This window comes from Pseudarthrobacter sp. W1I19 (assembly GCF_030817835.1).
Taxonomy (GTDB): domain Bacteria; phylum Actinomycetota; class Actinomycetes; order Actinomycetales; family Micrococcaceae; genus Arthrobacter.
The window spans coordinates 3,441,772-3,468,734 of record NZ_JAUSZR010000001.1; the positions used below are offsets into that span (position 1 = coordinate 3,441,772).

Annotated in this window: 26 protein-coding genes; 10 read left to right on the forward strand and 16 right to left on the reverse strand. The window is 66.2% G+C overall.

Annotated features, from left to right (window positions below):
- Positions 1-88: 88 nt before the first annotated feature.
- The 8 genes from QF038_RS15890 (at position 89) to QF038_RS15925 (ending at position 9,026) form a co-directional block, all read left to right on the forward strand.
- Positions 89-1,375 (forward strand): ABC transporter substrate-binding protein, encoded by a 1,287-nt coding sequence (locus QF038_RS15890; protein WP_307611162.1) that lies wholly within the window; start codon positions 89-91, stop codon positions 1,373-1,375.
- Positions 1,372-2,331, forward strand: coding sequence for a carbohydrate ABC transporter permease (locus QF038_RS15895; RefSeq protein WP_307611164.1), 960 nt, complete (start codon positions 1,372-1,374; stop codon positions 2,329-2,331). The genes QF038_RS15890 and QF038_RS15895 overlap by 4 nt, the downstream gene beginning before the upstream one ends.
- A 4-nt stretch (positions 2,332-2,335) precedes the next feature.
- Entirely contained in the window at positions 2,336-3,151 is an 816-nt protein-coding gene (locus QF038_RS15900) for a carbohydrate ABC transporter permease (RefSeq protein ID WP_307611165.1), read from the forward strand.
- A gap of 52 nt (positions 3,152-3,203) precedes the next feature.
- On the forward strand, positions 3,204-4,643 hold the full coding sequence (locus tag QF038_RS15905; protein WP_307611167.1) for an NAD-dependent succinate-semialdehyde dehydrogenase: 1,440 nt from the start codon (positions 3,204-3,206) through the stop codon (positions 4,641-4,643).
- The gene (locus QF038_RS15910) at positions 4,644-5,387 is read left to right on the forward strand and encodes a sulfite exporter TauE/SafE family protein (protein WP_050056138.1); all 744 of its coding nucleotides are present in this window, start codon (positions 4,644-4,646) and stop codon (positions 5,385-5,387) included. It abuts the gene before it with no gap.
- Between the two features lie 55 nt (positions 5,388-5,442).
- Complete coding sequence (locus QF038_RS15915; protein ID WP_307611169.1) at positions 5,443-6,717, forward strand: AGE family epimerase/isomerase; 1,275 nt, start codon at positions 5,443-5,445, stop codon at positions 6,715-6,717.
- 280 nt (positions 6,718-6,997) lie between these two features.
- Positions 6,998-8,233, forward strand: coding sequence for a mechanosensitive ion channel family protein (locus tag QF038_RS15920; RefSeq protein ID WP_307611171.1), 1,236 nt, complete (start codon positions 6,998-7,000; stop codon positions 8,231-8,233).
- 40 nt (positions 8,234-8,273) lie between these two features.
- A complete protein-coding gene (locus tag QF038_RS15925) occupies positions 8,274-9,026 on the forward strand; it encodes a metalloregulator ArsR/SmtB family transcription factor (protein ID WP_307611173.1) in 753 nt (250 codons plus the stop codon).
- A gap of 56 nt (positions 9,027-9,082) precedes the next feature.
- Here the strand turns inward: QF038_RS15925 and QF038_RS15930 are convergent, their stop codons facing one another.
- From QF038_RS15930 to QF038_RS15980, 11 genes are all read right to left on the reverse strand, one after another.
- A complete protein-coding gene (locus QF038_RS15930; protein ID WP_307611175.1) occupies positions 9,083-9,289 on the reverse strand; it encodes a hypothetical protein in 207 nt (68 codons plus the stop codon).
- A 31-nt stretch (positions 9,290-9,320) separates the two neighbouring features.
- Complete coding sequence (locus tag QF038_RS15935) at positions 9,321-10,682, reverse strand: MFS transporter (RefSeq protein WP_307611177.1); 1,362 nt, start codon at positions 10,680-10,682, stop codon at positions 9,321-9,323.
- A 47-nt stretch (positions 10,683-10,729) separates the two neighbouring features.
- Entirely contained in the window at positions 10,730-11,641 is a 912-nt protein-coding gene (locus tag QF038_RS15940; RefSeq protein ID WP_307611180.1) for a serine hydrolase, read from the reverse strand.
- 175 nt (positions 11,642-11,816) lie between these two features.
- On the reverse strand, positions 11,817-12,167 hold the full coding sequence (locus QF038_RS15945) for a GNAT family N-acetyltransferase (RefSeq protein WP_307611182.1): 351 nt from the start codon (positions 12,165-12,167) through the stop codon (positions 11,817-11,819).
- A 50-nt stretch (positions 12,168-12,217) separates the two neighbouring features.
- Entirely contained in the window at positions 12,218-12,448 is a 231-nt protein-coding gene (locus QF038_RS15950) for a hypothetical protein (RefSeq protein ID WP_307611184.1), read from the reverse strand.
- A gap of 7 nt (positions 12,449-12,455) precedes the next feature.
- A complete protein-coding gene (locus tag QF038_RS15955) occupies positions 12,456-14,486 on the reverse strand; it encodes a glycogen debranching N-terminal domain-containing protein (protein ID WP_307611187.1) in 2,031 nt (676 codons plus the stop codon).
- Positions 14,483-15,820, reverse strand: a complete 1,338-nt coding sequence (locus tag QF038_RS15960) for a hypothetical protein (RefSeq protein ID WP_307611189.1) — start codon at positions 15,818-15,820, stop codon at positions 14,483-14,485. The genes QF038_RS15955 and QF038_RS15960 overlap by 4 nt, the downstream gene beginning before the upstream one ends.
- The gene (locus tag QF038_RS15965) at positions 15,817-16,614 is read right to left on the reverse strand and encodes a sugar phosphate isomerase/epimerase (RefSeq protein WP_307611191.1); all 798 of its coding nucleotides are present in this window, start codon (positions 16,612-16,614) and stop codon (positions 15,817-15,819) included. Before QF038_RS15965 ends, QF038_RS15960 begins: the two co-directional genes overlap by 4 nt.
- On the reverse strand, positions 16,611-17,675 hold the full coding sequence (locus QF038_RS15970; RefSeq protein ID WP_307611193.1) for a zinc-binding alcohol dehydrogenase: 1,065 nt from the start codon (positions 17,673-17,675) through the stop codon (positions 16,611-16,613). The genes QF038_RS15965 and QF038_RS15970 overlap by 4 nt, the downstream gene beginning before the upstream one ends.
- 173 nt (positions 17,676-17,848) lie before the next feature.
- A complete protein-coding gene (locus QF038_RS15975; protein WP_307613501.1) occupies positions 17,849-18,631 on the reverse strand; it encodes a substrate-binding domain-containing protein in 783 nt (260 codons plus the stop codon).
- A 15-nt stretch (positions 18,632-18,646) separates the two neighbouring features.
- A complete protein-coding gene (locus QF038_RS15980; RefSeq protein WP_307611195.1) occupies positions 18,647-18,946 on the reverse strand; it encodes a LacI family DNA-binding transcriptional regulator in 300 nt (99 codons plus the stop codon).
- A gap of 80 nt (positions 18,947-19,026) precedes the next feature.
- Here QF038_RS15980 and QF038_RS15985 point away from each other — a divergent pair, with 80 nt between their 5' ends.
- Complete coding sequence (locus QF038_RS15985) at positions 19,027-20,007, forward strand: ROK family protein (RefSeq protein WP_307611197.1); 981 nt, start codon at positions 19,027-19,029, stop codon at positions 20,005-20,007.
- Here QF038_RS15985 and QF038_RS15990 read toward each other — a convergent pair.
- Entirely contained in the window at positions 19,971-21,734 is a 1,764-nt protein-coding gene (locus QF038_RS15990) for a class I mannose-6-phosphate isomerase (RefSeq protein WP_307611199.1), read from the reverse strand. The genes QF038_RS15985 and QF038_RS15990 overlap by 37 nt on opposite strands.
- 92 nt (positions 21,735-21,826) lie before the next feature.
- Between QF038_RS15990 and QF038_RS15995 the strand changes: the two genes are divergently transcribed.
- Positions 21,827-22,399 (forward strand): SGNH/GDSL hydrolase family protein, encoded by a 573-nt coding sequence (locus QF038_RS15995; RefSeq protein ID WP_307611201.1) that lies wholly within the window; start codon positions 21,827-21,829, stop codon positions 22,397-22,399.
- Here QF038_RS15995 and QF038_RS16000 read toward each other — a convergent pair.
- From QF038_RS16000 to QF038_RS16015, 4 genes are read right to left on the reverse strand one after another with little or no spacing between them, the layout of a single operon-like run.
- Positions 22,380-23,591, reverse strand: coding sequence for a trehalase family glycosidase (locus tag QF038_RS16000; RefSeq protein WP_307611203.1), 1,212 nt, complete (start codon positions 23,589-23,591; stop codon positions 22,380-22,382). The genes QF038_RS15995 and QF038_RS16000 overlap by 20 nt on opposite strands.
- On the reverse strand, positions 23,591-24,520 hold the full coding sequence (locus QF038_RS16005; RefSeq protein WP_307611205.1) for a carbohydrate ABC transporter permease: 930 nt from the start codon (positions 24,518-24,520) through the stop codon (positions 23,591-23,593). Before QF038_RS16005 ends, QF038_RS16000 begins: the two co-directional genes overlap by 1 nt.
- The gene (locus tag QF038_RS16010) at positions 24,520-25,521 is read right to left on the reverse strand and encodes a carbohydrate ABC transporter permease (RefSeq protein WP_307611207.1); all 1,002 of its coding nucleotides are present in this window, start codon (positions 25,519-25,521) and stop codon (positions 24,520-24,522) included. Before QF038_RS16010 ends, QF038_RS16005 begins: the two co-directional genes overlap by 1 nt.
- Positions 25,518-26,933, reverse strand: a complete 1,416-nt coding sequence (locus QF038_RS16015) for an ABC transporter substrate-binding protein (RefSeq protein WP_307613502.1) — start codon at positions 26,931-26,933, stop codon at positions 25,518-25,520. Before QF038_RS16015 ends, QF038_RS16010 begins: the two co-directional genes overlap by 4 nt.
- Positions 26,934-26,963: the final 30 nt, after the last annotated feature.

Genomic DNA, 26,963 nt, shown 5'->3' on the forward strand with positions numbered 1-26,963 from the left:
CCGGAGCGCAACAGCGTCCTGGCAGTACCCACCCGCTTTTCCGCAGTCAAGTAACAAGGCATAGCAAAAACTCAACGAGGAGATTATTGTGAGTCAGATTTCACGCAGGCAGGCCATGGCCCTTCTCGGGGCGCTGGGCTTCGGTGCCACCGCGGCAGCATGCGCCGGACCCGGTGGATCCACTGCACCCGGTGGTGCCACCGGACCGGCCGCACCCGCCACCGGCAACGTCACCGGCAGGGTGTCCTTCGCGCACTGGCGCGGCGAGGACAAAGCGGTGTTTGACGAACTCATCAAGCGCTTCGCAGCAATGCACGACGGCGTGGAGGTGGCCCAAGACATCTCCACCTCCAACGACTACAACGCCCAGGGCCTGCAGAAGGTCCGGGGTGCAGCCATCGGCGACGCCTTCGCCACTTTCCGCGGCGCCCAATTCAAGAACTTCACCGAAGCCGGGATCTACACCGAGCTCAAGAACAGCAAGGCTGTTTCCAACTACCAGGAGGGCCTGCTGTCCGCCGGAAAGTCCGGCGAGAGCCAGCTGGGACTGCCGTACCAGGTGGTGTTCCCCATGCCCATGGCCAACGTGGACCTGTTCGACAAGGCCGGCGCCGACATCGCACCCAAGGACTGGGACGCGTTCCTGGGCATGTGCGAAAAGCTCGCTTCCTCCGGCGTGGTTCCCATCTCCTGGCCGGGCGGCGATGTGGGAAACGGCGGCCAGCTGTTCAATTGCATGATCGCCAACAACGCACCGGTCGATGACATGTGCGCCCAGATCGAGCAGGGCAAGCTCAAGTGCACCGACGACTGGTTCATCAAGATGCTGAACCAGTACAAGCAGCTGGTCCCGTACCTGCAGTCCAACGCCACCGGCACGGCCGTGGAACCGGCGCAGAACCTGTTCTCGCAGGGCAAGGCCGCCATGCTGGCCACCGGGTCGTACCACATCGCCGCCGTCCGCGGGCTGGGCGCCACCTTCCCCATCGAGCTGGTGTTCCCCAACACGTCGGACGGCAACGGCAAGTATGAGGGCGCCTATAACGCCACGTTCATCCTGGGCGTCAATGCCGCCAGCAAGAACCAGGCAGCCGCCGCGGCGTGGATCGACTTCCTGTCAGAGCCGGAAAACGCCGGCTACTACGCCAACCAGACAGCGCAGCACGTGTCCGTCAAGGACGTCGAATACACCAACCCGGACCTCAAGCGCCTGAGCCCGTGGCTGGACAAGAAGACGGCCCTGGCCGCCCGGTTCCAGTTCCAGAACCTGGACGTCCGCAACGCCGTGGAAGCCAGCGCGACGGCGGTCATCTCCGGCACCAGCCCGGAGCAGGCAGCCGACGCCGCCCAGAAGATTGTTGACGAACGGCTATGAGCATCCATCCCGGAACGGCGTCGGAGCGAAGGGCGCCGGACACGCATACCGAAACCGGTGCGAAGAAGCGCCGCCGCTCCCCCACCCGGGTGAATCCGGCGCTGTACCTCTTCCCGCTTCCCGCCGTCGCCATCATCGCGTTCTTCCTGGTGATGCCCACCCTGCAGGCCTTCCAGTACGCCATCACGGACTGGAACGGGTTCTCGGCGGCCTTCAACTACGTGGGGCTGGACAACTTCATCCGGGCCTTCACCAAGGACTCGCTGTTCACCAACGCGCTGACCAACAACCTCAAGTTCGTGCTGCTGGTGGTGATCGCGCAGACGGCGTTCTCGCTGATCCTGGCCCTGATGCTGACAAAGAACTCCCGCGGCAGCATCCTGCTCCGCGCCCTGTTCTTCTTCCCCACCATCCTGTCCTCGGTCTCCGTGGCCTTCATCTGGAAGTTCATCTACGACCCCAACTTCGGCCTGGCCAACGCGGTCCTGGGCACCGTCGGCCTGGACGCACTGCAGGGCTCCTACCTCGGCAACAACGCCCAGGCGCTGTACTGGGTGGCCGTCACCCAGGTGTGGTTCCACGCAGGGCAGATGATGGTGGTCTACATCGCCGGCCTGCAGTCCATTCCCCGCGAACTCTACGAGGCAGCGGAGATGGACGGCGCGGGCAAGTGGCAGCAGTTCAAATCCATCACCTGGCCGTTTGTGGCCCCAGCAACCTCCATCGTGGTTGCCTACACCACCGTCCAGTCGTTCAAGGCGTTCGACCTGATCCTCGGCATTGCGGGCAACCCGCCCAAGAGCTCCCTGGACATCCTCTCCACCCGTATCTACAGCACTTTTGCCAACTCGGAGTTCGGCTACGCCGCCGCCCAATCGATCATCTTCATGGCGATGATCGCCCTGGTCACCTGGCTGCAGCGCCGGCTCCTCCGCCTCACCCCGAAGGGGGAATGACAGCATGCTCGCGTCAATAACCCGCCGCGGAATCCTCGCGATCTACGCGGTCATCATCATCGTTCCGCTCACCGTGGTGGGGTTCGGCAGCTTCAAGTCCACGCAGGAACTCTTTGCCGGGCCGTTCAGCCTGCCGCAGTCCCTCTCTCCCGCCAACTACGCCGAGGTGATCGGCGGCCAGGACCTGGGTTCCTCGTTCTGGAACAGCGTCATTGTCACCGCCGTCTCCGTGCCGCTCACCCTGTTCCTGGCCAGCCTTGCCGGCTACGCCGTGTCCCGGCTCAAGGGCTTTATCTCCTGGGCCATCTTCGGTTTCCTGGTCCTGGGCATGGCCATCCCGGCGCAGGCCAACATGGTGCCGCTGTACGTCCTTTTCGGCCGGTTAGGGCTGCTGGACAACCTCACTGGCCTGATCCTGGCCAACGTGGTGTCCACCCTGCCCATCGCCGTCTTTATCCTGGGCGGGTTCATGCGGACCCTGCCCCGCGAACTGTACGAAGCATCCTCCATTGACGGGACCGGCCCGTGGCGGACCTACGTCTCGATCGCCCTGCCGCTGTCCGCTCCGTCCATCGCCGCCGCTGCGATCTTCCTGTTCGTCATCCACTGGAACGAACTGCTGTATCCGCTGCTGTTCATCCAGTCCCCCGGCAACCGCACCCTGCCGCTGGCACTGCTCAGCTTCCAGGGCGAGTTCCAGACCAACTACCCGCTGCTGTTCGCCGGCGTCATCCTGGCCTCCCTGCCCGTGGTGGTGGCGTACATCTTCCTGCAGCGGTACTTCGTGGCCGGCATCACGGCCGGCGCAAGCAAAGGATGAGGCACCGGCAAGAGATGACCGGACCCCGCCTGGCCCAACGAAAGGCACATCAGTGAACCTCAAATCAGCCCGACACCTGGTGAACGGCACCTGGCATGCGGCCGGAACGTCGAAGGACGTCACGGATCCCGGAAACGGCAGCACCGTGGGCGAGGTCGCCTGGGGAACCGCCCAGGACGCCACCCTGGCAGCCGACGCGGCCGCCGAAGCCTTCGCCTCCTGGTCCCGCACCACGGTCCGCAACCGTGCGGACCTGCTCCGCAACGCCGCCGACCTCCTGGCCGAACGCAGGGACGAACTGGCCCACACCCTGGCGCTGGAAGCCGGCAAACGGCTCCCCGAGGCGCAGGGCGAAGTGGACTTCTCCGTGGAATACTTCCGCTGGTTCGCCGAGCAGGTCCGCCGCTCCACCGGCACTGTCAGCCCGCCTGAGCTGCACGGCCGCCGCCACCTCAGCCTCCGCAAGCCCATCGGCGTCGCGCTAAGCCTCACGCCCTGGAACTTTCCCGTGTCCATCCAGGCCCGGAAACTGGCAGCCATGCTGGCCGCCGGCTGCACGGTGGTAGGCCGGGTTTCCGAGAAAGCGCCGCTCGCAGCCACCGGGCTGTTCGAGGTACTGCACGACGCCGGGTTCCCGGCCGGGGTGGTCAACCTGGTCCACGGCCCGTCCAGGGACGTTACCTCCGCGCTGCTCCAGCACCCGGCCGTGCGTGCCGTCAGCTTCACCGGCTCCACCGGCGTGGGCCGCCAGATCATGGCCTCAGCTTCGGAGCGGGTGGTCCGGCCGCTGCTGGAACTCGGGGGCAACGCGCCCTTCATTGTGTTCGAGGACGCGGACCTGGACGCCGCCGTCGAGGGTGCTGTGCTGGGCCGGCTCCGCAACACCGGCCAGTCCTGCGTGGCGGCCAACCGCTTCCTGGTACAGGACAGCATCGCCGAAGAGTTCGCCCGGAAGCTGGGCGCCCGCTTCGATGCAATGAGCATCGGGCACGGCGTTCCCGACGGCGGAACACCCGTCCCGGACCTTGGCCCGATGATCGACGCCGACCGCGTCTCGGCCGTCCAGGCCCTCGTTGACGATGCGCTGGAGCGCGGCGCCCGCCGCGTCACGCAACGGACATCCGTCCCTGGACACGGCGCGTTTATGGCACCCACGCTGCTGATGGACGTCCCCGGGGACGCACCCCTGGTGAGTGAAGAAGTCTTCGGCCCGGCGGCCGGCGTCGTCACCTTCTCTTCGGAGGAGGACGCAATCCGCAAGGCAAACGCCACCGAAATGGGACTCGCCGCCTACGTGTGGAGCGGCAATGCCAGGCGCGCGTGGGATGTTCCGGAGCGGCTGGAAGCCGGCATTGTGGGGGTCAACGATCCCCTGCCGTCCGTGGCGTTTGCCCCGATGGGCGGGGTCAAGCAGTCCGGCCTGGGCCGCGAAGGATCGGACCTCGGCCTGGAAGAGTTCGAGGAGGTCCAGTACGTGGCCTGGCGGCCGTAAGTGCTGACCACGGGACTGGTGCTGGCCGCCGTTGTGATGGGCGCGGGGATGCAGCGCATCACGGGGATGGGCTTCGCGCTGGTCGCGGCTCCCTTCCTGGTCCTGCTGCTGGGGCCGGTGGAAGGAGTGGTCCTGGTCAACCTCTGCGGTGCCGTAACGGCGGGGGCCATCATCTTCCGGGTGGTGCGGGACATCGACTGGAAGCGGTACGCGGCGCTGGCGGCGTCGGCGCTGCTGGGGATTGTCCCCGCCGCTTTCCTGATCCGGCTGATCCCGGCGGCGGTCCTGGAAATCTCCATCGGCGTGATCCTGGCCGTGGGGCTGACAGTTCTGCTGGTCCTGAAATCCGCGGTGCTGCCTCCCCGCCGGCGCTACCTGCTGACGGCCGGCGGCCTGAGCGGTTTTATGAACACGGCGGCCGGTGTGGGCGGGCCGGCGGTCAGCATGTACTCCATCGCCACCCGCTGGCAGCACAAGTCCTTCGCCGCCACCATGCAGCCCTACTTCTTCACCATCGGCACCTTCTCCCTGGTGTCCAAAGCCCTCACGGCACCTGCCTCGTTTCCGGCCCTCCCGTTTGCCATGTGGGCAGCTGTTGCTGCGGCCTGCCTAGCCGGCCTGGTACTGGGAGACGTCGCCTCGAAGTTCGTTCCCGCCCGCGCCGCCCAGCTCCTGCTGATTGTCCTGGCCTACCTGGGAGCGGCCGCCACCATCATCCGCGGCGTACTGGACGCCGCCGGCTGACCTGATTTTCACTTGCACCAGCAACCTTGCACCAGTACCAGAGAGAGGAAATAACATGACGTGGCTGAACAGTGCCGCTCACGCACGATGGCTTGAGGCGGAAACCGACCGGCTGATCAATTTCGCCGCGGCTTCAAAGGTCCCTACGGGATTCGGCTGGCTCGACAACAACGGCGTGGTATTTCCCGACAAGCCGACCCATCTCTGGATTACCGCGCGGATGGTGCACAGTTTCGCTGTCGCCGCTTTGATGGGACGCCCGGGCGCCGGGAAACTCGTCGACCACGGCATTGCCGCCCTCAACGGAGCCCTCCACGATGACGAGTTCGGCGGTTGGTATGCCGAGGTGGACCAGAACGGTCCCGTGAACGACACCAAGTCCGGCTACCAGCACTCTTTTGTGCTCCTCGCTGCTGCCAGCGCCGTTGCGGCGGAGCGCCCCGGAGCCCGGGAACTGCTCGACGAGGCGCTGCGGATAGCCGACACGAAATTCTGGGACCATGAGGCCAACATGTGCTTCGACTCGTGGAACCGGGACTTCACCGAAACCGAGGCATACCGTGGCGGGAACGCGAGCATGCACTCAGTCGAGGCGTACCTCATCGTCGCTGATGTGACCGGGGAAGACCGGTGGCTGGAACGGGCCCTCCACATTGCCGAGCTGCTCATCCACAACTTCGCGCGCAACAACAACTACCGGGTCTTCGAGCACTTCGACCCGGAGTGGAACCCTATGCCCGAATACAACACCGATGACCGGGCCAGCCAGTTCCGGGCCTACGGGGGAACCCCTGGCCACTGGGTTGAGTGGGCGCGGCTGCTGCTGCACCTCCGTGCCGGGCTCGAGGCCCGCGCACTGGACGCCCCGGAATGGCTCCTAGAGGACGCGCGGGGCCTGTTCGACGCTGCCATCCGCGACGCCTGGGAGCCGGACGGTCATCCGGGATTCGTTTACACCGTCGACTGGGAGGGCAAGCCGGTTGTTACCACCCGCATCCGCTGGGTACCCGCCGAGGCAATTGGAGGAGCGGCGGCCCTCTACATCGCCACCGGCGAGAAGAAGTACGCCAACTGGTACGAGCGGATCTGGGACCACGCCCGCGACTGGTTCATCGACTACGAGCACGGCTCCTGGAAGCAGGAACTCGACGAGAACGGCAACGTTACCTCCACCGTGTGGTCCGGCAAGGCGGACATCTACCACCTCTGGCACTGCCTGGTGGTCCCGCGCCTACCGCTGGCGCCAGGGCTTGCTCCGGCAGTCGCGGCAGGCCTGCTGGACTCACGGCTTGATGCACCAGTGCCAGCCAAGGAACCGGCCGCCCGCTGATTCCGGAGGCCCCCGCCCGGCCGGGCTCCTACACGGACACCGATTTCGGCATCCGCGGATAGCCTGGGCGTTCCACGCCACCACGCCCGGGCTGCGGCGTGCGTTCCAGCCCAGTTGGCCGCCCGGGTGTCAGGCTTTGGCCGGCAACAACCGCACGGATAAAGGGATTGCTAACCACCAGCGGGTGCGGCCCACGGAGTAACCGGGAAGGAGCGCACGCACCACACCAGGGTCAGGGTCAATTTCGGCCCCTGCAGCCGAAGTTGGTAGTGGTTAATGGATGCAAGACCTGCTCAATCCCGCCATGCCGTTCATTGCCGTCACGCTTGCAGTGGCCGCAGGACTGGTCCTGTCCTGGCTGCTGCGCAAGCTCGTCCTGCGCCTCAACCGCAAACGCCCGGAACTGCAAGCCACCTCCCGGGTGGCCCGCCAACCGCTGCGGCTGGCGCTCTGCCTCATCGGCGTCCGCACCGCGCTGGGGCTGACGGCCGGGGACGAAGGCTGGCGGCCCGGCGTCGACCATTTGCTTCTGATAGCCCTCATCGGTTCCCTCGCCTGGCTGGGCGTGGCTGTCCTGCTGATTATCGAAGCGGTGGTTCTCGGCCGGTACAGCGTTGACGTTGCGGACAACCGGCGTGCCCGGCGGCTCCGGACGCAGATGATCCTGGCCCGCCGGATTGGCGTTGCCCTGGTGGTGGTCCTGGCCGTGGGCTCGGTGATGCTCACTTTCCCGGCCATCCAGGCCCTCGGCGCCGGACTGCTGGCATCCGCCGGCGTAATCTCGATCGTCGCCGGCCTCGCCGCGCAGACCTCGCTGGTCAACGTCTTCGCGGGCATGCAGCTTGCTTTCACGGACGCCATTCGCGTGGACGACGTGGTGGTGGTCCAGAAGGAGTGGGGCCGCATCGAGGAGATTACCCTGACGTACGTGGTGGTCCACATCTGGGACGACCGGCGGCTCATCCTGCCCTCCACCTACTTCACCACCACACCGTTCGAGAACTGGACCCGCCGCCAGTCCGAGGTGATGGGCACCGTGGAGTTCGACCTCGACTGGCGCGCCCCGGTGGAGGACATGCGCGCCGAACTGCGCAGCGTCCTGGCCGGCACGGAACTGTGGGATGAACGTGTAGGCGTCCTGCAGATCACGGATGCCACCGGCGGCTTCGTCCGCGTCCGGATCCTCGTCAGCGCGGCGGACAGCGCCGCCCTTTTCGACCTGCGCTGCCTTATCCGCGAGGCGATGGTCACCTTCCTGCAGCACCGCCATCCGGAAGCACTTCCCCAGCAGCGCTGGACCGAGGCAGCGTCCGACGGCGGCGCCTCCTCTCGCCGTCAGCAGCCACTGCAGGGGCTGGCAGCTTCCGGCCGGGACGGCTCGCGCGCTCCGGCAGACCCGCACGAGTCCCAGCTGTTCACCGGCTCGATCGAGGCCGTCCAGCGTTCGCGCGCCTTCACCGGCCCCGGTGATGAGGTGTTCCAGGACCGGGACCAGAGCTTGGCATCGAGGAACTGACCGTTGATATGTGACCGAATGGTCACCTATCATTGTTCCTATGGATGCCGTGTTCAAGGCACTTGCAGACCCTACCCGCCGGGACCTGCTTGACGAGCTCTTCCGCGAGGACGGCCAGACCCTCGGCGCCCTCGAGGGCCGCTTCGACATGACCCGCTTCGGGATCGCCAAGCACCTCAGGATCCTGGAAGAAGCAGGCCTGGTGGTGACCCGCCGTCGGGGGCGTGAAAAGCTGCATTTCCTGAATCCGGTGCCCATCCGGCTCGTCCACGACCGCTGGGTGAGCAAGTACGCCGAACCATGGGCCGCTGGCCTCAGCGACCTCAAATCCAGATTGGAAAGTCCCATGGAAAAAATCTTCGAGATCTACATCAAGACCACGCCGGAGCGGCTCTGGGAAGCCATCACGGACAGTGACATCCGGAGCAAGTACCAGTTCGGGAACACGATCGAAACGGACTGGACCCCGGGCAGCAGCTTCACCATGAACAACATCAAAGCCGGCGCGCCCCTGGGTGAAGGCGAGAACCTGGAGGTGGACCCGCCGCGCCGGCTCGTCCAGACCATGCGCGCCCTCTGGGGCGAGGACGTCAAGGCCGAGGGAACCTCGAAAGTCACCTGGGACATCGAGCCAGTGGGCGATTCCTGCCGCCTCACCGTCACCCACAGCGACCTCCGCGAAGGCGCCAACGAACAGCTCTACGGCGGCTGGCCCATGATCCTCTCCGGCCTGAAGACCTGGCTGGAAACCGGCCAGAAGCTCACCACGCCGGGCTCGCTGATGTACACCTGAGAAAAGCCGACCACGCGGGACTGAACAGGCGGGGCGGCACGTTGCTCAGATGAGCATCAGCTTCGGCGCGTGCCGTCCCACCCTCTCCGCCGCAGGTTTCGGGTGGCCATCAGCGACCCGCCGATGAACAACACTCCAAGCACCACGGTGGCCACGCCCACGTAGAACCATGCACCGCGGCCAAAGATCATCATCGCCGCGCCCAGGATGCACAGGCCTTTTGCGGTGATATCCAGGTACAGCTGCGCCTTTGGAGAAGCCATATCTCCACGATAAACCCGGCTTACAGGACGCTTAGTCCGTCCGCTGCTTCCACACCAGGAATACACCGAACGTCACCACGCACAGGGCCAGCATGGCCAGGACCATCCGCGCCCAGTTTTCCTGGTGCACGCCGTCGGCCGCGAACACCCCGATCATCACCGTGGCGGTGATGGCGCCGACGTACCGGCAGGTCTGGTAGATGCCCGCCGCAACACCACGCTCCTGCGGCCGGGTGGAGACGAACATCCCCTGGTTGGTGGCGATGCTGACCGTTCCGTAGGGAACGCCCATCAGTGCCGTCAGGACCACCACGAGCGGAATCACGAGCGTGCCGGTGAGCAGCCACATCAGGGCTGCAACGGCTGTCAGCAGGACGACGCCGGCAATCAGCACCCGCCGCACACCGAACCTTCCGATGGCCTTCACTGCCCACGGGGTTGCCACCACGGACATCGCTGCGAGCGGCAGCATCAGCAGGCCCACAACGCCGGGATCGTAGCCCCCGGCCTCCTGCAGCAGCTGCGGCAGGCCGAAGAACACAAAGTAGTACACGCTGCTGAACACCGCGAAGCCGAGGTACACCAGCATCAACGGCCGGTTCCGGCCCAGGAGCCTGAGGTCCAGGAACGGCCTGTTGAAACGCAGCTCCCGCCAGGCGAACAGGGCCGCGATGACGGTACCGGCGGCCAGCATCCACCAGCGGTAGCCCGGCGCCACGTTGAGCGCGGCCATCATCACCAGCAGCAGGGCTGAGACAAAAGCCAGGATGCCGGGAATGTCCGAGTCCCTGACGAGCTCGGCCACGCTGCCGTGCTCCCGGGCCTCATCCCTTGGAGCGGCCTGCCGCACGATCAGCAGCGCGGCCAGGGCGAGAGGCACGTTGATCAGGAACAGCGCCTCCCAGCCCACCAGGCTTACCAGCAGGCCGCCGACTACCGGGCCCACCGCCGCGGCCGACGTGTTCGCCATTTGCAGCCGCCCCAGCGGCCGGGCCGAGTCAACGTTTGCCCGGTGGGCTATGGCGCCCACCATCACCACCGCGCTGGGATAGGCCGTTGCCGTACCCAGCGCCATGAATGCCCGGGCCACACACAGCAGGGCGAAGTTCGGCGCGAGCGGCGCAAGCGCGCAGGTGACGGCGACCAGTGCCATGCCGAGCATAAACATCCGCCGTGGCCCGAAACGGTCCGCCAGCCTGCCCATCACGGGCTGTCCGGCTGCCGAGGCGAGGTAGAACGAGGTGACCACCCATGTGACTGCCGCGACGTCGAGGCCGAAATCGGAGCGGAGCACCACCAGTGCCACCGCGATCATCGACGAGTTGAGGGGGTTCAGGGCCGTGCCCAGGCTGAGTCCGGCGACGGCCAGACCGGTCCGGGGATTGTTGCTCACGGAAACAGTCTTACCCACGGGGGCGGGCGTTAGCGACTTTGATGACCCTAGGGTACCTTGTTGCCTGCCTGCACCGGCGGGTACAGGGCCTTTTCCACCACGCCGGTAAGCTCCCGGATGACCTCAGCCTGCCCTTCATCCTGGGTGCCGTCTTCATTCTCGGTGTAGATGACCAGGACAAAGGTCGAGCCGCGGTAGGCGAGGATGGCGGCGTCGTGGAGTTCGCCGTCGAACTCGCCGTATTTGTGGAACACTTCGATCCCGGACTGGGAGCCGGCGGGAATAAGTTCCTCGTTGTTGGTGTCTTGCATGTAGCCCAGCAACTGTTTGGTGTTGTCCGGGTTCAGCAGGTCTCCGGCGTACAGCTGCTTCAGGACCAGGGCCATGCCGACAGGGGTCAGGAGATTCTTCTCCGGGTCGTAGGTGATGCCGATGGAGGACGCGTAGTCGATCAGCCGCGGATAACCCACCGCATCCATCAGCAGCAGCCAGGAATCGTTGTTGCTCTCGTTGACCATCGCCTCGAGCTGGAACGCGGCGTCGTAGTCCCCCAGCGGGTCATCGAGGCTTGCTTCCCCGGTTTCCACCAAGTGGTAGTAGGCGGCGGCGGTGATGATCTTCGCGGTGCTGGCGGCCGTAAAGACCTCCTGGTCGCCGAAGGTGAGTGCCGCGTCGCCGGAGATGTCGGCCATGGCCAGCCCGATCCGGTAGTCCGGATTTTCGTCGAGGATGGACTGGATGCTGTCCTCGAGGGAATCCGGGGCCACGGCCACAGGCGCTTCCGGAACAGCCACCGGGACCGGACTGGTGGCCGACAGGGGCCCTGACCGCACCACGGCCAGGACAAGAATCGCCACGATCACCAGCGCCACGGCCGTGAACAGCAGCGCAAGCCTCTTCCGGTCCCGCCGGGGCGCAGCGACATCCCGCGCTGCAGCACGCCTCTCTTGGTCCCGCATAGGGGCTCCTCTTTCACCTCAACGAACCGATCCGCATCCTGCGGGCCCACAGGGCACGCGATGCGGTGTCGATTAGATCATCCAAGGTTGGGAGCTGGCTGTAAGGATTGCGGACGTGTCTTTAATCCGCACCCGTTTGTGGACTTTGCACCCGAAAGCGGGGGTGCAAAGACCGTCAGCGGGTGCGGGCAGCCAGCGCAGAGTCCAGGAACTCCAGGTGGGCCGGTGCCACGCGGACAGCGCTGCCGGCGTACTCGGGGTGTTTGGTGAGGAACTTCTTGATGAAAGGGCACACCGGAACGATGCCCATCCCCGCACTGACCGTTTCGTCCAGTGCCACCGTGGCGAGCTGGCCTGCCAGACCCTGGCCGCCGTATTCCTCGTTGATCACCGTGTGGTAGAAAATCCGCTGCGGTGAGCCGCCGCCGTCGTACTCCTTGTACGCCGCCTTGCCGATCACGCTGCCTGCGTCCAGGATTTCGAAACGCTCGCGGCCGGCATTGTGGCGGACGGTGATCTCACTCAAGGGGACTCCTTCGATGGGCTCTGCACATGATAACTCGGCAGCGGCCCCCGCTATTTCCGCTCCCGCACAAGACCGTGGGGCACCGCGGGGTGGGCCCGCACCACGTACCAGCCTTCGCCGAGCCCGGTGATCATGATTCCGGTGGAATACCGGTCCGCCGCTTCCCGCACCATCAGGATGGCGTCAGCCACTGCGTCGCGGGCCTGTCCTGCCTCCCGCACCCTCACCTCCACCATGCCGGCACTGCAGGCCCCGGCCTTGGTTTCCTCTTTGCCGGGCATCAGCGGATTAACCACTGGTGGGCCCAGCTTCCACTGCCTGCCCTGTTGGCCGGGGACTGTTCCATGCGACGGCGGCCCCGGCCTGTTGAAGCCCGGTCCCTGCATCGCCGGCCCGGCCCGCGAGCCGGACAGCAGCAAGTCCGGCAGCGGCTGCCCAGGCCTGGGGCGAGCCAGCGTGGTGGTACTGAACTGGCACGGGGAAATCTGTGCGGGAGAACCCGGCGAACAGCTCCGGAAGCGTGTTTCCGAAGTGCGCTGCCGCCTCCCGCATGGCACCTGCGACCTTCCGCGCCTCGTCCAGAAAGCCATACGCTGCCATACCCTCGGCCGCCAGCATCGTGTCATGGGGCCACACGGAGCCATTGTGGTATGACATCGGGTGGTAGTAGTGCTGGCCGGCGGCGAGCGTGCGGATGCCCCAGCCCGTGAAGAAGTCGTCCTGGAGAAGCCGCGAGGTCACCGACCGCGCATCATCAGCATCAAGGATTCCCGTCCAGAGAAGATGCCCCGCGTTGGAGGCCAGCGCGTCCACCCGGCGCCCTTCACCATCCACTGCCAGCGCCGGGAAGCGGTGCTGCTCCATCCAGAACTCTTTGCGGAACCGGGTCTTCAGTGCGTCCGCGAGCGCATGCAGCGCTTCGGCCCATGCGGGGTCCCCCCACTGCCCTGCCGCGAGGCCGGCGCACTCCCGCAGACCGCGCCACGTGTAGCCCTGGACCTCGGCGAGTGCGATGGCGCCTACCGGTTCACGGCCGTCCGCGCCGGCAACGGCATCGAATGAGTCCTTCCAGCCTTGGTGGAGCAGCCCCTTGGGGTCAGGGGTGTAGCGGACAAAACCGGTATCCCACAGGCCGCCGTGGCCGAGGATCCAGTCCACGGCCTCCCGGGCCGGCTCCTCGAGTTCGCGGAGCAACCCGGGATCCTCCACGTTGCCCAAGGCCATCAGGAACAAGGGGGTGGCATCCACAGTGCCGTAGTACCTGCCGTAGGGAACAGCCCCAAGTTGGGCCAGTTCGCTGACCCGCACCTCATGCACTATTTTCCCCGGCTGTTCTACCCGCCCGGGGTCCTCAACTGCGCCCTGGGTGGCGGCGAGGGCGCGCAGGACGTCGCCGAGCATCGCGGGCCGTTCGGCCCCGGCCAGCAGTGAGGTCAACAGGGAGTCGCGGCCAAAAAGCGTGAGGAACCAGGGCAGCCCGGCCGCAGGGATGGTCAGTGCGGGGTCAATCGGACACGGCATGAGCAACGAGTCCAGGTCCAAAAGGCTCTGGCGTGCCAATGGTCCCGTCTGATCAGCAGTTCCGCCAGTCGCGGCGCCCGCAGTAGCGGCCCTGGCAGCCAGTCCACCACCAGTGGACGCGCAGGGACGGCTCTCGCTGGTGGACAGGGCAGCGAGAGTCAGGGCACGGGTTTCCCCGGCGGCCAGCGGCAGCTCCCATGACAGAACGGCACCCACGAAGCGCCCGGCCACCCGTTCGCGCAGGATTTCCGGGACGATACTGGCTGTCAGTTGGACGCCGGCGGTGAAGGTCCGCTCCCCCACGGTATGGGTGTAGTCAAAGGTGAGCGAGCCCTCGTCAAGGACTGTGAGGCTGGTGGCCGCGCCGCTGAGGTCGAAGTTGCGTCCGTCAGTGCGGACCGTGAATTGGTCAGCGAAGTCGGTGCCGGCGCGCAGGACCAGCCGCGCCGTCATGGGTTCCCTGCCAAGGTTGCGGATGGACAGGGTCTCGGTGAGTCCGTCGGCGGCGAGGTCCTGGGTGCGGAGGACGAAGAGATCGTGCGTCTGGTTTCGCCGGGCTGCGGGGCTGAGGGCAGTGTGGCGGCGGCCTGGTTCGAGGACTCTGCCCACGTCCCAGAAGGTGGATTCGTTGATTTCCACGATCCACCGGGACAGGAGGCGCGTGTCTGCCACATAGAGCCCCTCAGTGCCCTGAGCAGGAGAATCGGCGCGGCCCACGCTGCCGTCAGCTCCGCCGCGCATCATGGCACCGTGGGCCACGAGTACGGAAACTGCCGATGGCGGGGCGGTTGCGGTCATGGCCTGCTCCGCTGATAGGTGGTTTCCAGCGCCAGCGCCGCTGTCCAGCTGAAGCTGCGGGTGCCGTGTGCCGCGCCGGTCCACGGGTCCACATATTCCGGAAATTCGTGTTCGACGGCGAGCCTGCCGATATTGCCGCGGAGGAAATCCGCCTGGTCCGTTTGTCCGAGCCCTTCCAGCGCCTCAGCCACCATCCAGGACATGTTGAACCAGGCAGGCCCCCGCCAGTAGAGGGCAGGGTTGTGGTCCTCTGCCGTGGCGTCGTAGCTGGGCACCAGAAGGGCGTTGCCTGCCATAAAGCGGGGTCCGTTCAGCGTTGCGAGCAGCTCATCAGCATGGGCGTTTCCCGGCAAAAGCAGCGGGACGAGGCCGTTGATGGTGGCCTTGCGGATAACGCTTCCGTCCGTCACGTCGCGCGCCGAGTAGCAGCCCAGTTCCGGAACGTAGAGCTCCTCCAGGGCCGCAGTGATGAGCTTGGCCCGCTTCCGGTGGGGGGTTCCGGGCAGGCCCAGTTCCGCGGCGATGTCCGCCAACGCGAGTTCCGAAACGGCGAGCAGGGTGTTAAAGAGCGGATCCTCCATCAGAAAGGGGTAGTCAGTGTCTGCGTCGTCACAGTTGTGGTCACGGTAGCGTTCGGCCATCCAGAAGTACTTGCCGTACTCCTTCTGGCTGGGCCGCTCTCCGGGGTCGGCGTGCCGGAGGTCGGGGCGCTTCAGCTCCGTTTTGCAGTCTGCCGGGACGCGGGTCATGGCTGTGTCCCAGAGCGGTGAGTTATCAGTGCCGGATTCCCAGGGGTGCACAATGGCGGCCAGGCCGGAATTGCCCCGGTCCCGGCGCCCGGAAAGGTACGCGTGCCACTGCAGGAGTTTGGGATAGTTGCGCTGAAGGAAGGATCGACGGCGGGACTCGCCGGGATCGGCCTGGTGGATCCTCCACACCGCCCAGGCATGGTTGGGCGGCTGGACCAGGCCTGCCGTGTCCACTGATGCGGGGGCACCCGGGATGCTGCGGGACTGCCAGAAGGCTGCTCCCGGCGAATACTCCTGGTCCCGGTGGGGGTCGAAGACAATCTGCGGCAGCCTCCCGTCGTCCCATTGCCCGGCGAAGAGTGCGTCCATCTCCTGCCCGGCCCGGCGCGGCGAGATCCTGGCCAGCCCCATGGCGATAAAGGCCGAATCCCAGCTCCACTGGTGCGGGTACAGGCCTGCCGCCGGGACTGTGTGGCTCTTGCGCCAGTTGGCCTCCAGGACGGCCGTTGACCGGGCTGCGATGATGGGATCGGCAATCGCCACGCCGGTACTGCCGGTTCCGGCGTTTCCTGCACCGCCGGTCACAGGTACCGCCCCAGCAGGGACGGCACGCGCGGAAGGACGTCCTCCGCGGGACCGGACAACCTGGACTCCAGCGCCACGGTCCCCGCGTAGCCGATCGATTTCAGGGTGGCGCCGAAGAGCGCCCAGTCCACGTTTCCGGCACCGGGCTCAAGCCGGTTGGAGTCGCTGGCCTGGATATGGCCGATGAACGCGGCGGCGTCCTGGAGTGCGGCTGCGGGGTCGCTTTCCTCGATGTTCATGTGATACGTGTCCGGTGCCAGGCGCACGGCGTCCTGCCCCACCAGCTTGAGCAGCTGGACGCCGTCAGCGAGCGTGTTGATCATATGGTCCTCGTAGCGGTTGAGGGGCTCCAGGTAGATCTCCACGCCTTCGGACGCAGCATGCTCGCCGAGCGCTGTAAGGGCTTCCACCAGCACAGCAGTGTCCTCCTCGTCAGTGCGTGGTGGCACGAACGGCGGGAGCCGCTTGGAGAACATGCCGTAGGAGGCAGGGGTCATCACTCCGCGTCCGCCGATCTCGGCCATAACACTCAGCTGGGATTTCAGCTGGACGACGGCGTCCTTCCGGAGTTCGTCGTCGAACGCGCCAATGAAATGGGCCATGTCCACGCAGGCCGTGGGCATCACCACTCCGGCGGCGCGGGCCCGGCGCAATTCAGGAAGCCTGGCCTGGAACTGCAGGTTTCCGGCGGAGCGGAGTTCGATTCCCCCGAAGCCCCACGCCAGTGCGTTGCCGAATTTCTCCTCCAGGCTGCCGCCCGGGAGGTGCTGCTCCTGCACGGTAATCATGGTCATGAGAACTCCAATACAACCTGGAGCGCGGATTGGGGATCCGTGTCCAGCAGTTCATAAGCCTTTGCGGCATCTGTCAGGGAAAAGGTGTGGGTGACAAGCGAGGGGGCATCCAGCAGCCCCTTGGCAAGATGGTCCACCACGGTCTGCTGAAGCCGCGGGACGGTCCAGCGCGAACGGAGGCGGTTGGGAACGGAGCCGATTTGCGATGCCAGGAGCTGGACCCTGTTGTGGTGGAACTCTTCGCCGAAGCGCACCCCCGCGGCCTCGCCCTGGTAGAAACCGGCTGCGATGACCGTGCCGTCAGCACCCACCGCCCGGGTAGCCTCATGGAGCGCCCGGTAGTTTCCGCTGAGTTCGACGGCGACGTCCACGCCCGCACCGCTGGTGATCCTGCGGATAGCGCCAGCCAGCTCCGGTGACGGGTTCAGGGCGTGTTCGGCGCCCCACGCGAGCGCGCGGTTCCGACGGGCCTCGATGCCGTCCACCGCTATGACCTTGGCCCCGTTCAGGACGGCGAAGCGCGTGGCCAGCAGCCCGATGACGCCCTGCCCGAAGATGGCCACCGTGGACCCGGGCCCCAGATCGGCAGCAAGGACCGCGCTCAGGGCGATGGCGCCCACCCGGACAAATGCGCCGGCCAGCGGATCCATGCCTTCCGGCAGCACGTGGCCGCGCAGGGACTCCGCGGCCAGAATCCCCTCGTCACGATGCCCCCAGATCCCCCACACAACATCGCCAACACGGACCGGAGGAACCTTTTCTGCAGTGCCGGGAGAATGGGCCGCAGTCGGGGCAATCTCCACAACTTCGCCCACTTCCGAATAACCCCAGCCGTCCAGTGGATACCCGAGTTCTTCCTGCCCTGGCTGGAAGAGCCGGGATTCCGGGTCCCAGACGGAGGTGAGGTAAGGGTTGGTACCGCGATAGGCCGTGAGCTCAGTGCCTGCCGAAATACCGGAGTAAATGGTCCGGACCCGCGCCTGCCCCGGCTCCAGCGGGACGGACGGCTGGTCAATAACGGCGACGCTGCGCGGTGCGGCGATACGAAGGAAGCGGGACACTTTTGGCGGTCCTTAGGGTGGTGGGAGAGTCCTGAAAGGATGTGACGCAAACGACATTAGCATAAGCGCTAGCCAACTTGTGTATAGACGTTAGGCAGAATCTGCAGTAACTTCAACACATGGTTTTGGACTCCCCCGCCGCCCCACCCGCTGCCTCCGGGAGGATTGGAGGATCAGAAGCGGCGCACGGAAACGGGCAGCTGGACAGTGACCGGCTCACGGCGGGGGCCACCGGCGGCCTCCCCGGCCAGCCGCTTGAACAGCAGCTCCGCGGCGGCGGCTCCGAGCTCCCGGGGATCGTGGGACATCACACTGAGCGGCACGCCCAGCAGGTCGGCGAGTTCGACGTCGTCAAAGCTCGCCAGTGCGGGCACGGGTGGGGCGATCCCTGCATCGGTTGCAACGCGGCCGGCCCGCCATTCACAGATGGCCCGCAGCGCGCCCACGGTGGTGCGGTTGTTGGCGGAGAAAAAGGCCGTGGGCGGATGCGGCCCGGCGAGGAGTGCCGTCACCGCACGGGCCGCCGCCTCCGAACCGCGGACCCGCGCCAGAAGCCCCTGGTCGAAGCCGAGTCCTGCACCTTCCAACGCCATACAGAAGCCCTGGAACCGGCGCCGCGCTGTGGAGATGCCCTCAACGTCGCCCAGGAACCCTATTCGAGCGTGACCGTCGGCAAGGAGCGCCGCGGTCCCGGCGGCAGCTCCGGCGACGTCGTCCACCAGGACCGCATCACACGCCAGGCCGTCCACCGTCCTGGTGGCGAGAACCAGGGGAATCCCGGCCAGCTGGCGGACCCCCTCCGGATTCAGCCCATTACCCGCAGGAACCAAAATGACACCCTCCAGCTGCCGCCCGGCGAACTCCGTGAGCAACTGTTCCTCCAGCTCCGGATCCTCCACGCTGCTCCCCAGGACAACCTGCCGGCCGTGCGCGGACGCCACCTCCTGGACACCCAGGGCGAACCGCCCGTACTAGGGGTTGCCCAGATTCGTGACCGCAATGCCGATCAGGCCCGTGGGTTTGCGCAGGCGCGTGTTCCGGGCATTCTGGTTGGGCCGGTAACCGAGCTTCTCCACGGCCGCCCTGACCCGCTCCTGCACCTCTGGCAGGACGTTCAGGCCGCCTGCCATGGTGCGGGACACCGTCATCGGACTGACGCCCGCCAAGGCTGCGACGTCCCGGACGGTCGGGGCAGCCCGCACCGCGGGATCACGCGAGACCGGCGCACCCTGATCCGGCGCGGCGGACGCTTTGCTGCGGGACATGGTCATACCCAGGAAATTCTTTCGGCAGTGCCGCACGGCAGGTTCCTGCCGGACGCTGTCAACGTTACCAACAGCCAGGAGCGCGAATGAAGAATGACAGCCTGTCCACACCGGTCCTGGAGATCGGCGGGACGCACGTCACCGCGGCCCGGGTCCTGGGGCCGGAGGGCGGCTGGCAGGTCGAGGACGGCAGCCTGGTGCGGCGGGAATTGGACGCGCATGCTTCCGCAGAGGCCCTGCTGGACGCCCTTGCCAAGGCAGCCCATGAACTGGGCGGCAGCCACAGCGGCAGGTGGGGCGTGGCATTGCCGGGCCCGTTCGACTATCACCGCGGAATAGCCCTGTACGAACATGTGGGAAAGTTCGACCAGTTGCGGGGCGTGGACGTGGGAACGCAGCTCGCCCGGCGCCTGGGGCACGAGCTTCGGAGCATGATTTTCCTCAATGACGCCGACGCCTTTGGAATCGGCGAGTTCGCCATGGGCGTCGCGGGCAACAGCCGGCGCGCCGCCTGCATCACGCTGGGAACCGGCGTGGGATCCTGCTTCCTGGCCGATGGGGTACCCGTAAAGACCGGCCCCGACGTGCCACCCGATGGCAGCAGCTACCTCCTGGCATACCAGGGGCGCCCGCTTGAGGACACTGTTTCGCGCCGGGCAATCCGAAGCGCGTACGCTGCAGCGATTGCCGGCGCCGCCGAACAGCGCGTTGCCGTCGGACAGCACGGCCCCGGCGCTACCCGTGGCACCGGGGCGCCGGACGTGCACAACATTGCTGAGGCCGCCCGGCGCGGCGACGCCGTGGCAGCCGCGGTGCTGGAGCATGCCTTCGCGGCAGTGGGAGAAGCTGTGGGCCCGTACCTCCACCGCTTCGGTGCCGAAATGCTGGTCATCGGAGGCTCGATGGCGGGCTCCTGGGACATTGTGGAACCCGCCATCCGACGTGGCCTTGAACGGGCGCACCCCGCACTGGGCACACTGCCCATCAACGCCGCGAAGCGTTCCGAGGAGGCGGGCCTGATTGGCGCCGCCTACTGGGCCCGCCGTGCTTCGGTCCCGCGGACATAGGCCTTCACCGTGGCGAGCTTCTGGCCCACACCACTGCCGTGCGGCCGGATGGTGTACGCCCCCACCGATGCCGGAATGATAAAGGTTTCGGCATAACTGACCACGAAGGGGGCAAAGCTGCCGGTGGGGCTTTCCACCACAGCTTCGCTGCCCTCCACCAGGTTCAGTACGTTGACGGTTCCGTTCGTGTGGTGGTCCACGGATCCCGTGAACCAGTGCCGGCGCACTTCTATGAATTCGAGCTCGTGCAGCCCTGTGCGTTCCTCGGTCCAGCCCGGGCCTGATCCCAGTTCCTGGACCTGGTCCAGCAGCTGTTCCCGCGCCCATTCCGTATCGCGGTCCCACTGGATGTTCCGGCTGGCGTGGTCCACGTGGATGGGGCGCGGCCGGCCGTCCAGTCCCACCCGGTCCCAGTCCCACATTTTGAAGGTGAAGATGTACGGTGTGGCGGATATTTCCAGCACCATGGAGTTGGCGCCGGAGCAGTGCACCGTGCCGGCGGGGATGGAGAAGTGGTCGTGCTTCTTTGCCGGGAATGCGTTGACGTAATCCTCGGCCGGGAAGTGGGTGCCGCCGTCGGACGCCTTTTTCAGGGCCTTCACCATCTCCTCCGGGTCCGTCCCGGACTGCAGGCCAAGGTACACCACCGCGTCCGGACCGGCGTCCAGCAGGTAGTAACTCTCATCCTGGGTGTAGTGCATGCCGAACCGGTCCTGGATGTAGTCCGTCAGCGGGTGGACCTGCAACGAGAGGTTGCCGCCCTCCATGGTGTCCAGGAAATCAAAACGGATGGGGAACTCGGCACCGAAGCGGGCGTAGGTCCGCGGCCCCAGCAGCGCCGTGGGCTGGGTAAAGACCACGTCCACCGAGGGCAGTTCCACCGCCTCCCCGCCCACGTCCAGCAGGATGCTGTTTTCCTCCGGAACGCAGTCAAAGCACCAGGCGTAGTTCTCGGCGTCGCTGTCCAGGCCGATGACCTGCTTCATCCACTGGCCGCCCCACACGCCGGGATCAAAAAACGGCACCACCCGGAAAGGGGCAGCCGCGGCGGCCGCCATCCCCTCGTGGAAAGCATCGCCCGTGATCAGCTTGGCTTGTCCGGTGCCGCGGTTGGTGTCCAGGACGTAGTCGACGGCGGGGAACAGTTGCCGCTTATGCCGGTCCGCCACGCGCCATTCCACGAAGAAGCTCCGCTTGTATTTGCGAAGGTTGTCCTCGGCAGCGTTGTTGCAGCGCCAGTTGGGGGCACCGGCACGCTGCCTCTGCTGAAGTTCCCAGCGCGCCATATCCGCGAGGACCAGGGTCCGCTCCTGCAGCGGCACCAGGGCAGCTCCCCAGCCCACCAGGATCACGGGACCGGCCGACGCCGAGGCCTGGCGGCCGAGGTCCGCCAGCCTTTCGGCGTCGTAAAAGTCGCTAAGGGTGTGGTGGCTCATGACACCGAACACGCGGTCATCGGTGAGGTTGGGGGCAATCAGGGCATCGATGTGGCTGATGGGATGGGCCGCGAGTTCTTCCACGTTCAGGATCCGGTGTTCCGGGAGGGCCCGGGCGAGGGCCGCCACCAGGTCATCCAGGTCCACGCCGGGATAGGTGTCCACCACAACGGGGCCTTTCCCGGACCGGGCGATTTCCCGCCAGGCGTCCTGCCCGGACCATGTCCGATGGTTGCCGGGCACGGTGACGGTGGGGAACTTGTCGTAGCTGCGGGGAGGGTTGTGGCTCATCGTCTTCCAATCAGGCTAATATTATTGATAACGTTACCAGAACTGCGCTGCTCCACCACGGAAGGCGCTGACAGCGAAGGGCAGGTGCCGCGATGCGGCGGATGGTTTCTTACGGGCATTCCTGGGTGGACGGCGATGGCGCCTCCACGGGAGCATCCTGTATGGCTGCGCTGGTGGCCAGCGGGCTGGGACTGGAACTGGACAACCGGGGCGTGGGCGGCAGCAGCAGCACGGGAACGGCGGCACTGATCACTGCGGACGCTCCCCCGCCGGCCGTCCTCTACCTGCTGATGACGGGACTGAACGATCTGCGCCTGGGCGGCGAGTCGGCGTCGTCCCTTCAGCAGTACGCGGACTCCCTGCGGACGATTTTCGAAGCGATCCGCCAAGCCTCTCCCGATGCTGTGGTGGCAGCCCTCGCGCAGCCGCACCTGCTGGATTTCAGCCTGCATGCCCCGCACAACCTCGGCTCCAACACCCTGGTGGACACCTATAACGCAACCCTCCGGAAAATCGCCGGTGCCCAGCCGGGGGTTGTGGTGGTGGAGCCGGACGGCTGGGATGCTGCGTCCATGCTCGATGCGGACACGGTCCATCCCAACGACGCGGGCCACTCCTGCCTGGCCCGCGCCGCTGTTCGCGCGGTTACTGCTGCATGGCAATGACGAGGCCTGCCCAGCTCTGGGGCACGGCGCCCAGTCCGCGCCCGTTCTCGGGGTTCCAGTACTCCGCCCACCCACTGGTGGTGGCGCCTCCGGCGGTGAGCTCCGCGAGCGCGGCGGCCTCCTGCTCCAGGCCGAGCCGCTTCAACGCCTGCTGGAAGAGGTAGTTCAGCGGCGGCCATGCCGGGCCCCGCCAGTACGTGTCCGGATCGTAGGCGGGGTGGTCCCGGGCCACGTTTGCAGGGCCGAACGCAGCACCGAACCGGGCCGGATCCGCGAGCTGGCGCAAGGCAGCCCGGGCCTTGGTTTCGTCGGCAGTGACCAGGGCGCCCATCACGCCGTCGCTGATGGGGATCCTGACAGATGCTCCGCCGCCTACGACAGCCAGGTCGGACCAGAGCTGCTCCTCCCCGTCCCAGAGATGCCGGTCCATGGCGGCCGCCAGCTCAGCTGCCCTGTCCTCCAGCGCCGGGTCGCCGGTAACGGCAGCCAGCTCCCGGAAGTTGAAGGCCGTGTAGGCATTGAAGGCAGCCGGGCACGCGACGAAGCTGGTGGACCAGGCGGCCGCGCCGTCATCAGAGAACGAGACTTCGTTCATGCGCTCCTTGTTCCAGGCGGTGCGTGCCGGGCGGCTGTAACCGTCCGGGGTCCGGCCCGGGGCGCCCCAGTCGTCCCAGCGGGGTGAATGGTCGTTGCCCGCTTCCCAGGGATGCACCACATAGATGAGCCCCTCCCGGGTGCGCCGGTTCTCCCACAGCCAGTCCAGTCCGTCCCGCGCCTTGGCAAGGGTCTCCTTGGACACCTGGATGCCGGCATCGGTCAGGACGCGGATGGCGTGGCCGAACATGGGCGGTTGTGTGAGGGACGACGTCTCTGCCAGGGGCCCCAGCCACGTGTCCGGCCCTTCGCCGCCGTAGCGCATGTGCGGAACCATCCCGTTAGCCAGCTGGCCGGCCAGCACGGCCTCGATCTCGTGCAGCGCCCGGTCGTCGCCCAGGCATGCCCAGATGATCGCATGAAAACAGGAATCCCACAGCCACAAGTGGGGGTAGGTGCCCGGATTGGGCACGCTGTAGCCGTGGTCCGGGCGCCAGTGCGCCTCCATGAGGCGCCGTACGTCGTCGGCCAGAGCCACCGTCGTACTGCTCTCCTGCTGGGCGGTGCCGCCCTCCCGCGTACCGCCCTGCTGCCCCATCAACCCTTCTCCGCCCCGGCCGTGAGGCCCTCGGTGAGCAGCCGCTCGGCGGCGAAGAAAATGATGATGATGGGCAGCGTCAGGATCACCGAACCGGCCATCAGCACGGTGGTGGGCACTTCGATGCTGCCCGCCAGCTGGGACAGGCCCAGCGAGACGGTCCAGTTGGGCCGGGTGTTGACCAGGAACAGCAGGGCGAAGAGGAACTCGTTCCAAGCGATCATAAAAACGAACAATCCGTTCGAGATGATGGCAGGCATGGCCAGCGGCAGGCTGATCCGGCGCAGCACGCCGAGCCTGCTGCAGCCGTCAAGGGCGGCGGCCTCTTCCAGGCTGGTGGGGATGGTGTCGAAGTAGTTCCGCAGCATGTAGATGGTGACAGGAATGACCTGCGCCACATACACGATCAGCAGTGCCACCAGCTGCCCCCGCAGGCCCAGCCGGGTGAAGAAGGTGAACAGCGGGATGGCCAGCAGGATGCTGGGAAACAGGTACACCGCCAGGAACAGTCCACTGACCTGGCGCCGGCCAAAGAAGTTCAGCCGGCTGATCGCGTAGGAGCCGGGGATGGCCACGATCAGCGAGATCAGCACTGTGCCCAGTGCCACCAGGGCGCTGTTGCCCATAAATTTCAGGAAGCCCTGGCCGCCGTTCTCCTGGGGGGTCAGGATGCTGACATAGGAACCCCAGTCCAGTTCGCCGAACGGGATGACCAGCGAGCCCGGATCCCGCAGCAGCGAGTCCAGGGGCCGGATGGACAGGACGAACATGTAATAGAAGGGGAACAGCGTCACCAGCACCAGCCCGGCGATCACCACCCAGCGGAGGATGCCGAAAACCTTGGTTTCGATCACGTCGCGGGTCCAGCGGGAACCCTCCGGCGGCCTCGACGGGGAGGACGGGCGCCTCGTTTCTACTGGGACCGCCATCAGGAGACCTCCTCTTTCCTGGCGAAGAATTTGATGTACACGCCGACGAACACGCCCAGAATCACTGCCAGGACCAGGGCCTGGGCGGAAGCGGCACCAATGTCGCCGCGGGCTGTCAGGTAGTTGAACACTGTCACGGCCACCACTTCGGTGCCGCCGCCACCACCGGTGAGCAGGTAGATGTCATCGAAGCTGTTGAAGGTCCAGATGAAGCGCAGGACGGACAGCATGGCCATGGTGGGCAGGAGCTGGGGCAGGATGATGTGGTTGAACCGCTGGATGGGCGTGGCGCCATCAACCCTGGCCGCTTCCTCCAAGCTGTCGGGCACGGCGTTGAGCCTGGCCGTGAGGAACAAGAAGGCGAACGGGAAGGACCGCCACCATTCGAACACTATGACGGCGATCAGCGCTGTGGGGAGCTGGAATTCCAGCCCCAGGAAGGAAACGTCCCTGGCCCGCTCACTGAGGAAGGGAATGGATTCCTCCCAGCCGAACAGGCGCTTGCCCCAGTAATTGACCAGCCCGAACTGCGGATCGAGCATGGTGCTCCACGTGAACGTGACCGCCACGATGGGGGCAACGTACGGGATCAGCATGGACGCCCGGATCAGGGTCCTGCCCTTGAACGGCTTCCGGAGGGCGAGCGCCGCGATCAGGCCCAGGATGATGGCCCCGGCGGTGCCGAAGATGGAGTACGCCAACGTGGTGGCGAGCGAGGTGAAGAAGCTGCTCGAGAACACGTTGTCGAAGTTGGCTATTGTGTACGGGCCGAAAATGCCTGCCGTGCGGATGTTCAGGATCCGGACCCGCTGGAACGCGAGGACCAGGGTCCAGAGGATCGGCAGGACCACCATGACCAGCACCAGGACCAGTGTGGGCGAAAGCAGGGTGAGGCCGGCGCGCTGCTCTTCCCGGGCCATCGGTGAAAGCTTGCGGCGCCCCCGCGGGCCGGCGGTTGATGCCGCCGGCCCTGCAGAAGCGTCCTTTTTGGTCGAACTCACTTCAGCGAATCCTTGATGGACTTAAGGGATTCTGCGGCCTGCTTGGCTGCAGTGGCGGGATCCACGCCGCCGGAGGTGACATCGCTGACGGCCTTGGCGATGGGCAGTTCACCCAAAGCCGCACCCACCAGGTCGCCCTGGCCCTGCGTGATGCCCCAGCGCTTCAGCTCGTCCGGGCCCTGCTCCAGGACGGAGAGCACATCTTTGGAGTAGAAGTTGCCGAGGGGTTCCTTCTTGTCCACGCCTGCGGGCATGGTCTTCCACTTGTCCGCGTACTCGGTGGGGTTGTCCTTCGTGCCTGCCCGCACCGGGAGCCGGCCCTCGGGAGCAATGGACAGCCAGTCAACGTAGCCTTCGGTCATGAAGTACTCCACGAACTTGCGGGCAGACTCGGAGGCCGAGTCCTTGGTGACAGTCCAGGAAACAACCTCGCCGAACTGGGCGGGCTGGTCGCCGTCGGGGCCTTGGATGCCTGTGACCACGCCGGTGTTCTTGGCGAGGAAGGTCGGGTCTGCGGCGCACTCGGGGCACGTGGGCTTGGCGTCGTTGCGGAGGCCGGCCATTTCATCCAGGAGGAAGGTGGACCAGACGGCCATGGCAGCCTGGCCGGCGAAGTAGGAGGCACGAACGGTGTCCACGTCCTGGGCCCCCGGCACCGAATAGTCCCGAAGCATGTCGCGGTAGAACTCCAGCGCCTTCACACATTCGGGGCTGTCGAAGGTGATGTCCCCCTTGTCGTTGACCATCTCGCAGCCGTTGCCTTGGGCGATGTGCTCAAAGGTCTGCTGGGTGAACGCCTCGCCCGGCTTGTTGGCTGCGGCGATGCCGGCCAGTTGCGGGGTATCCAGCTTCTGGGCTGCGGCCTTGATGTCGTCGTACGTCTTCGGGGCAGCGATGCCTGCCTTATCGAAGAGGTCCTTGCGGTAGTAGAGGAGCTGCTGCCAGGAGGAGTCCGGGACCGAGAGTTGCTGATCGCCGTCGCGCGTCAGCTCAAGGGCGCGCTCTGAGAAGGTGCTTGCGTCCAGGCTCTCCACGATCGCCTTGTTGGTGCCCGCGTCCACCAGATCGTTCGCGGCAAGCGTGCGCACCTGGGCAAGGGAGATGGAGCCAATGACGTCCGGCAGGTCGCCGGCTGCGGCCGAGGACGTGAGGACCTGGTTGAACTGGTCTTCGGGAACGCCCACCAGGTCAACCTTCACACCAGTGGCTGCCGTGAACTTCTCGATAATGGCCTCGGTCTTGGCCACCCGGTCAGGGAGCGTGTCCGCGGTCCAGACCGTGATCGCCTGGGCCTCCCCGTTGGGGCTTTCGCCGTCGTTCGAACCTTCATTTTGTGTACAGCCTGCCAGCATTGCCATGGTCAATGACGCCGCGGTCAGCACGGCCATGGTGGACCGGCCTCTGGTTCTCATCACTTCGATGCTCCTGTCTATAGCGGCGCC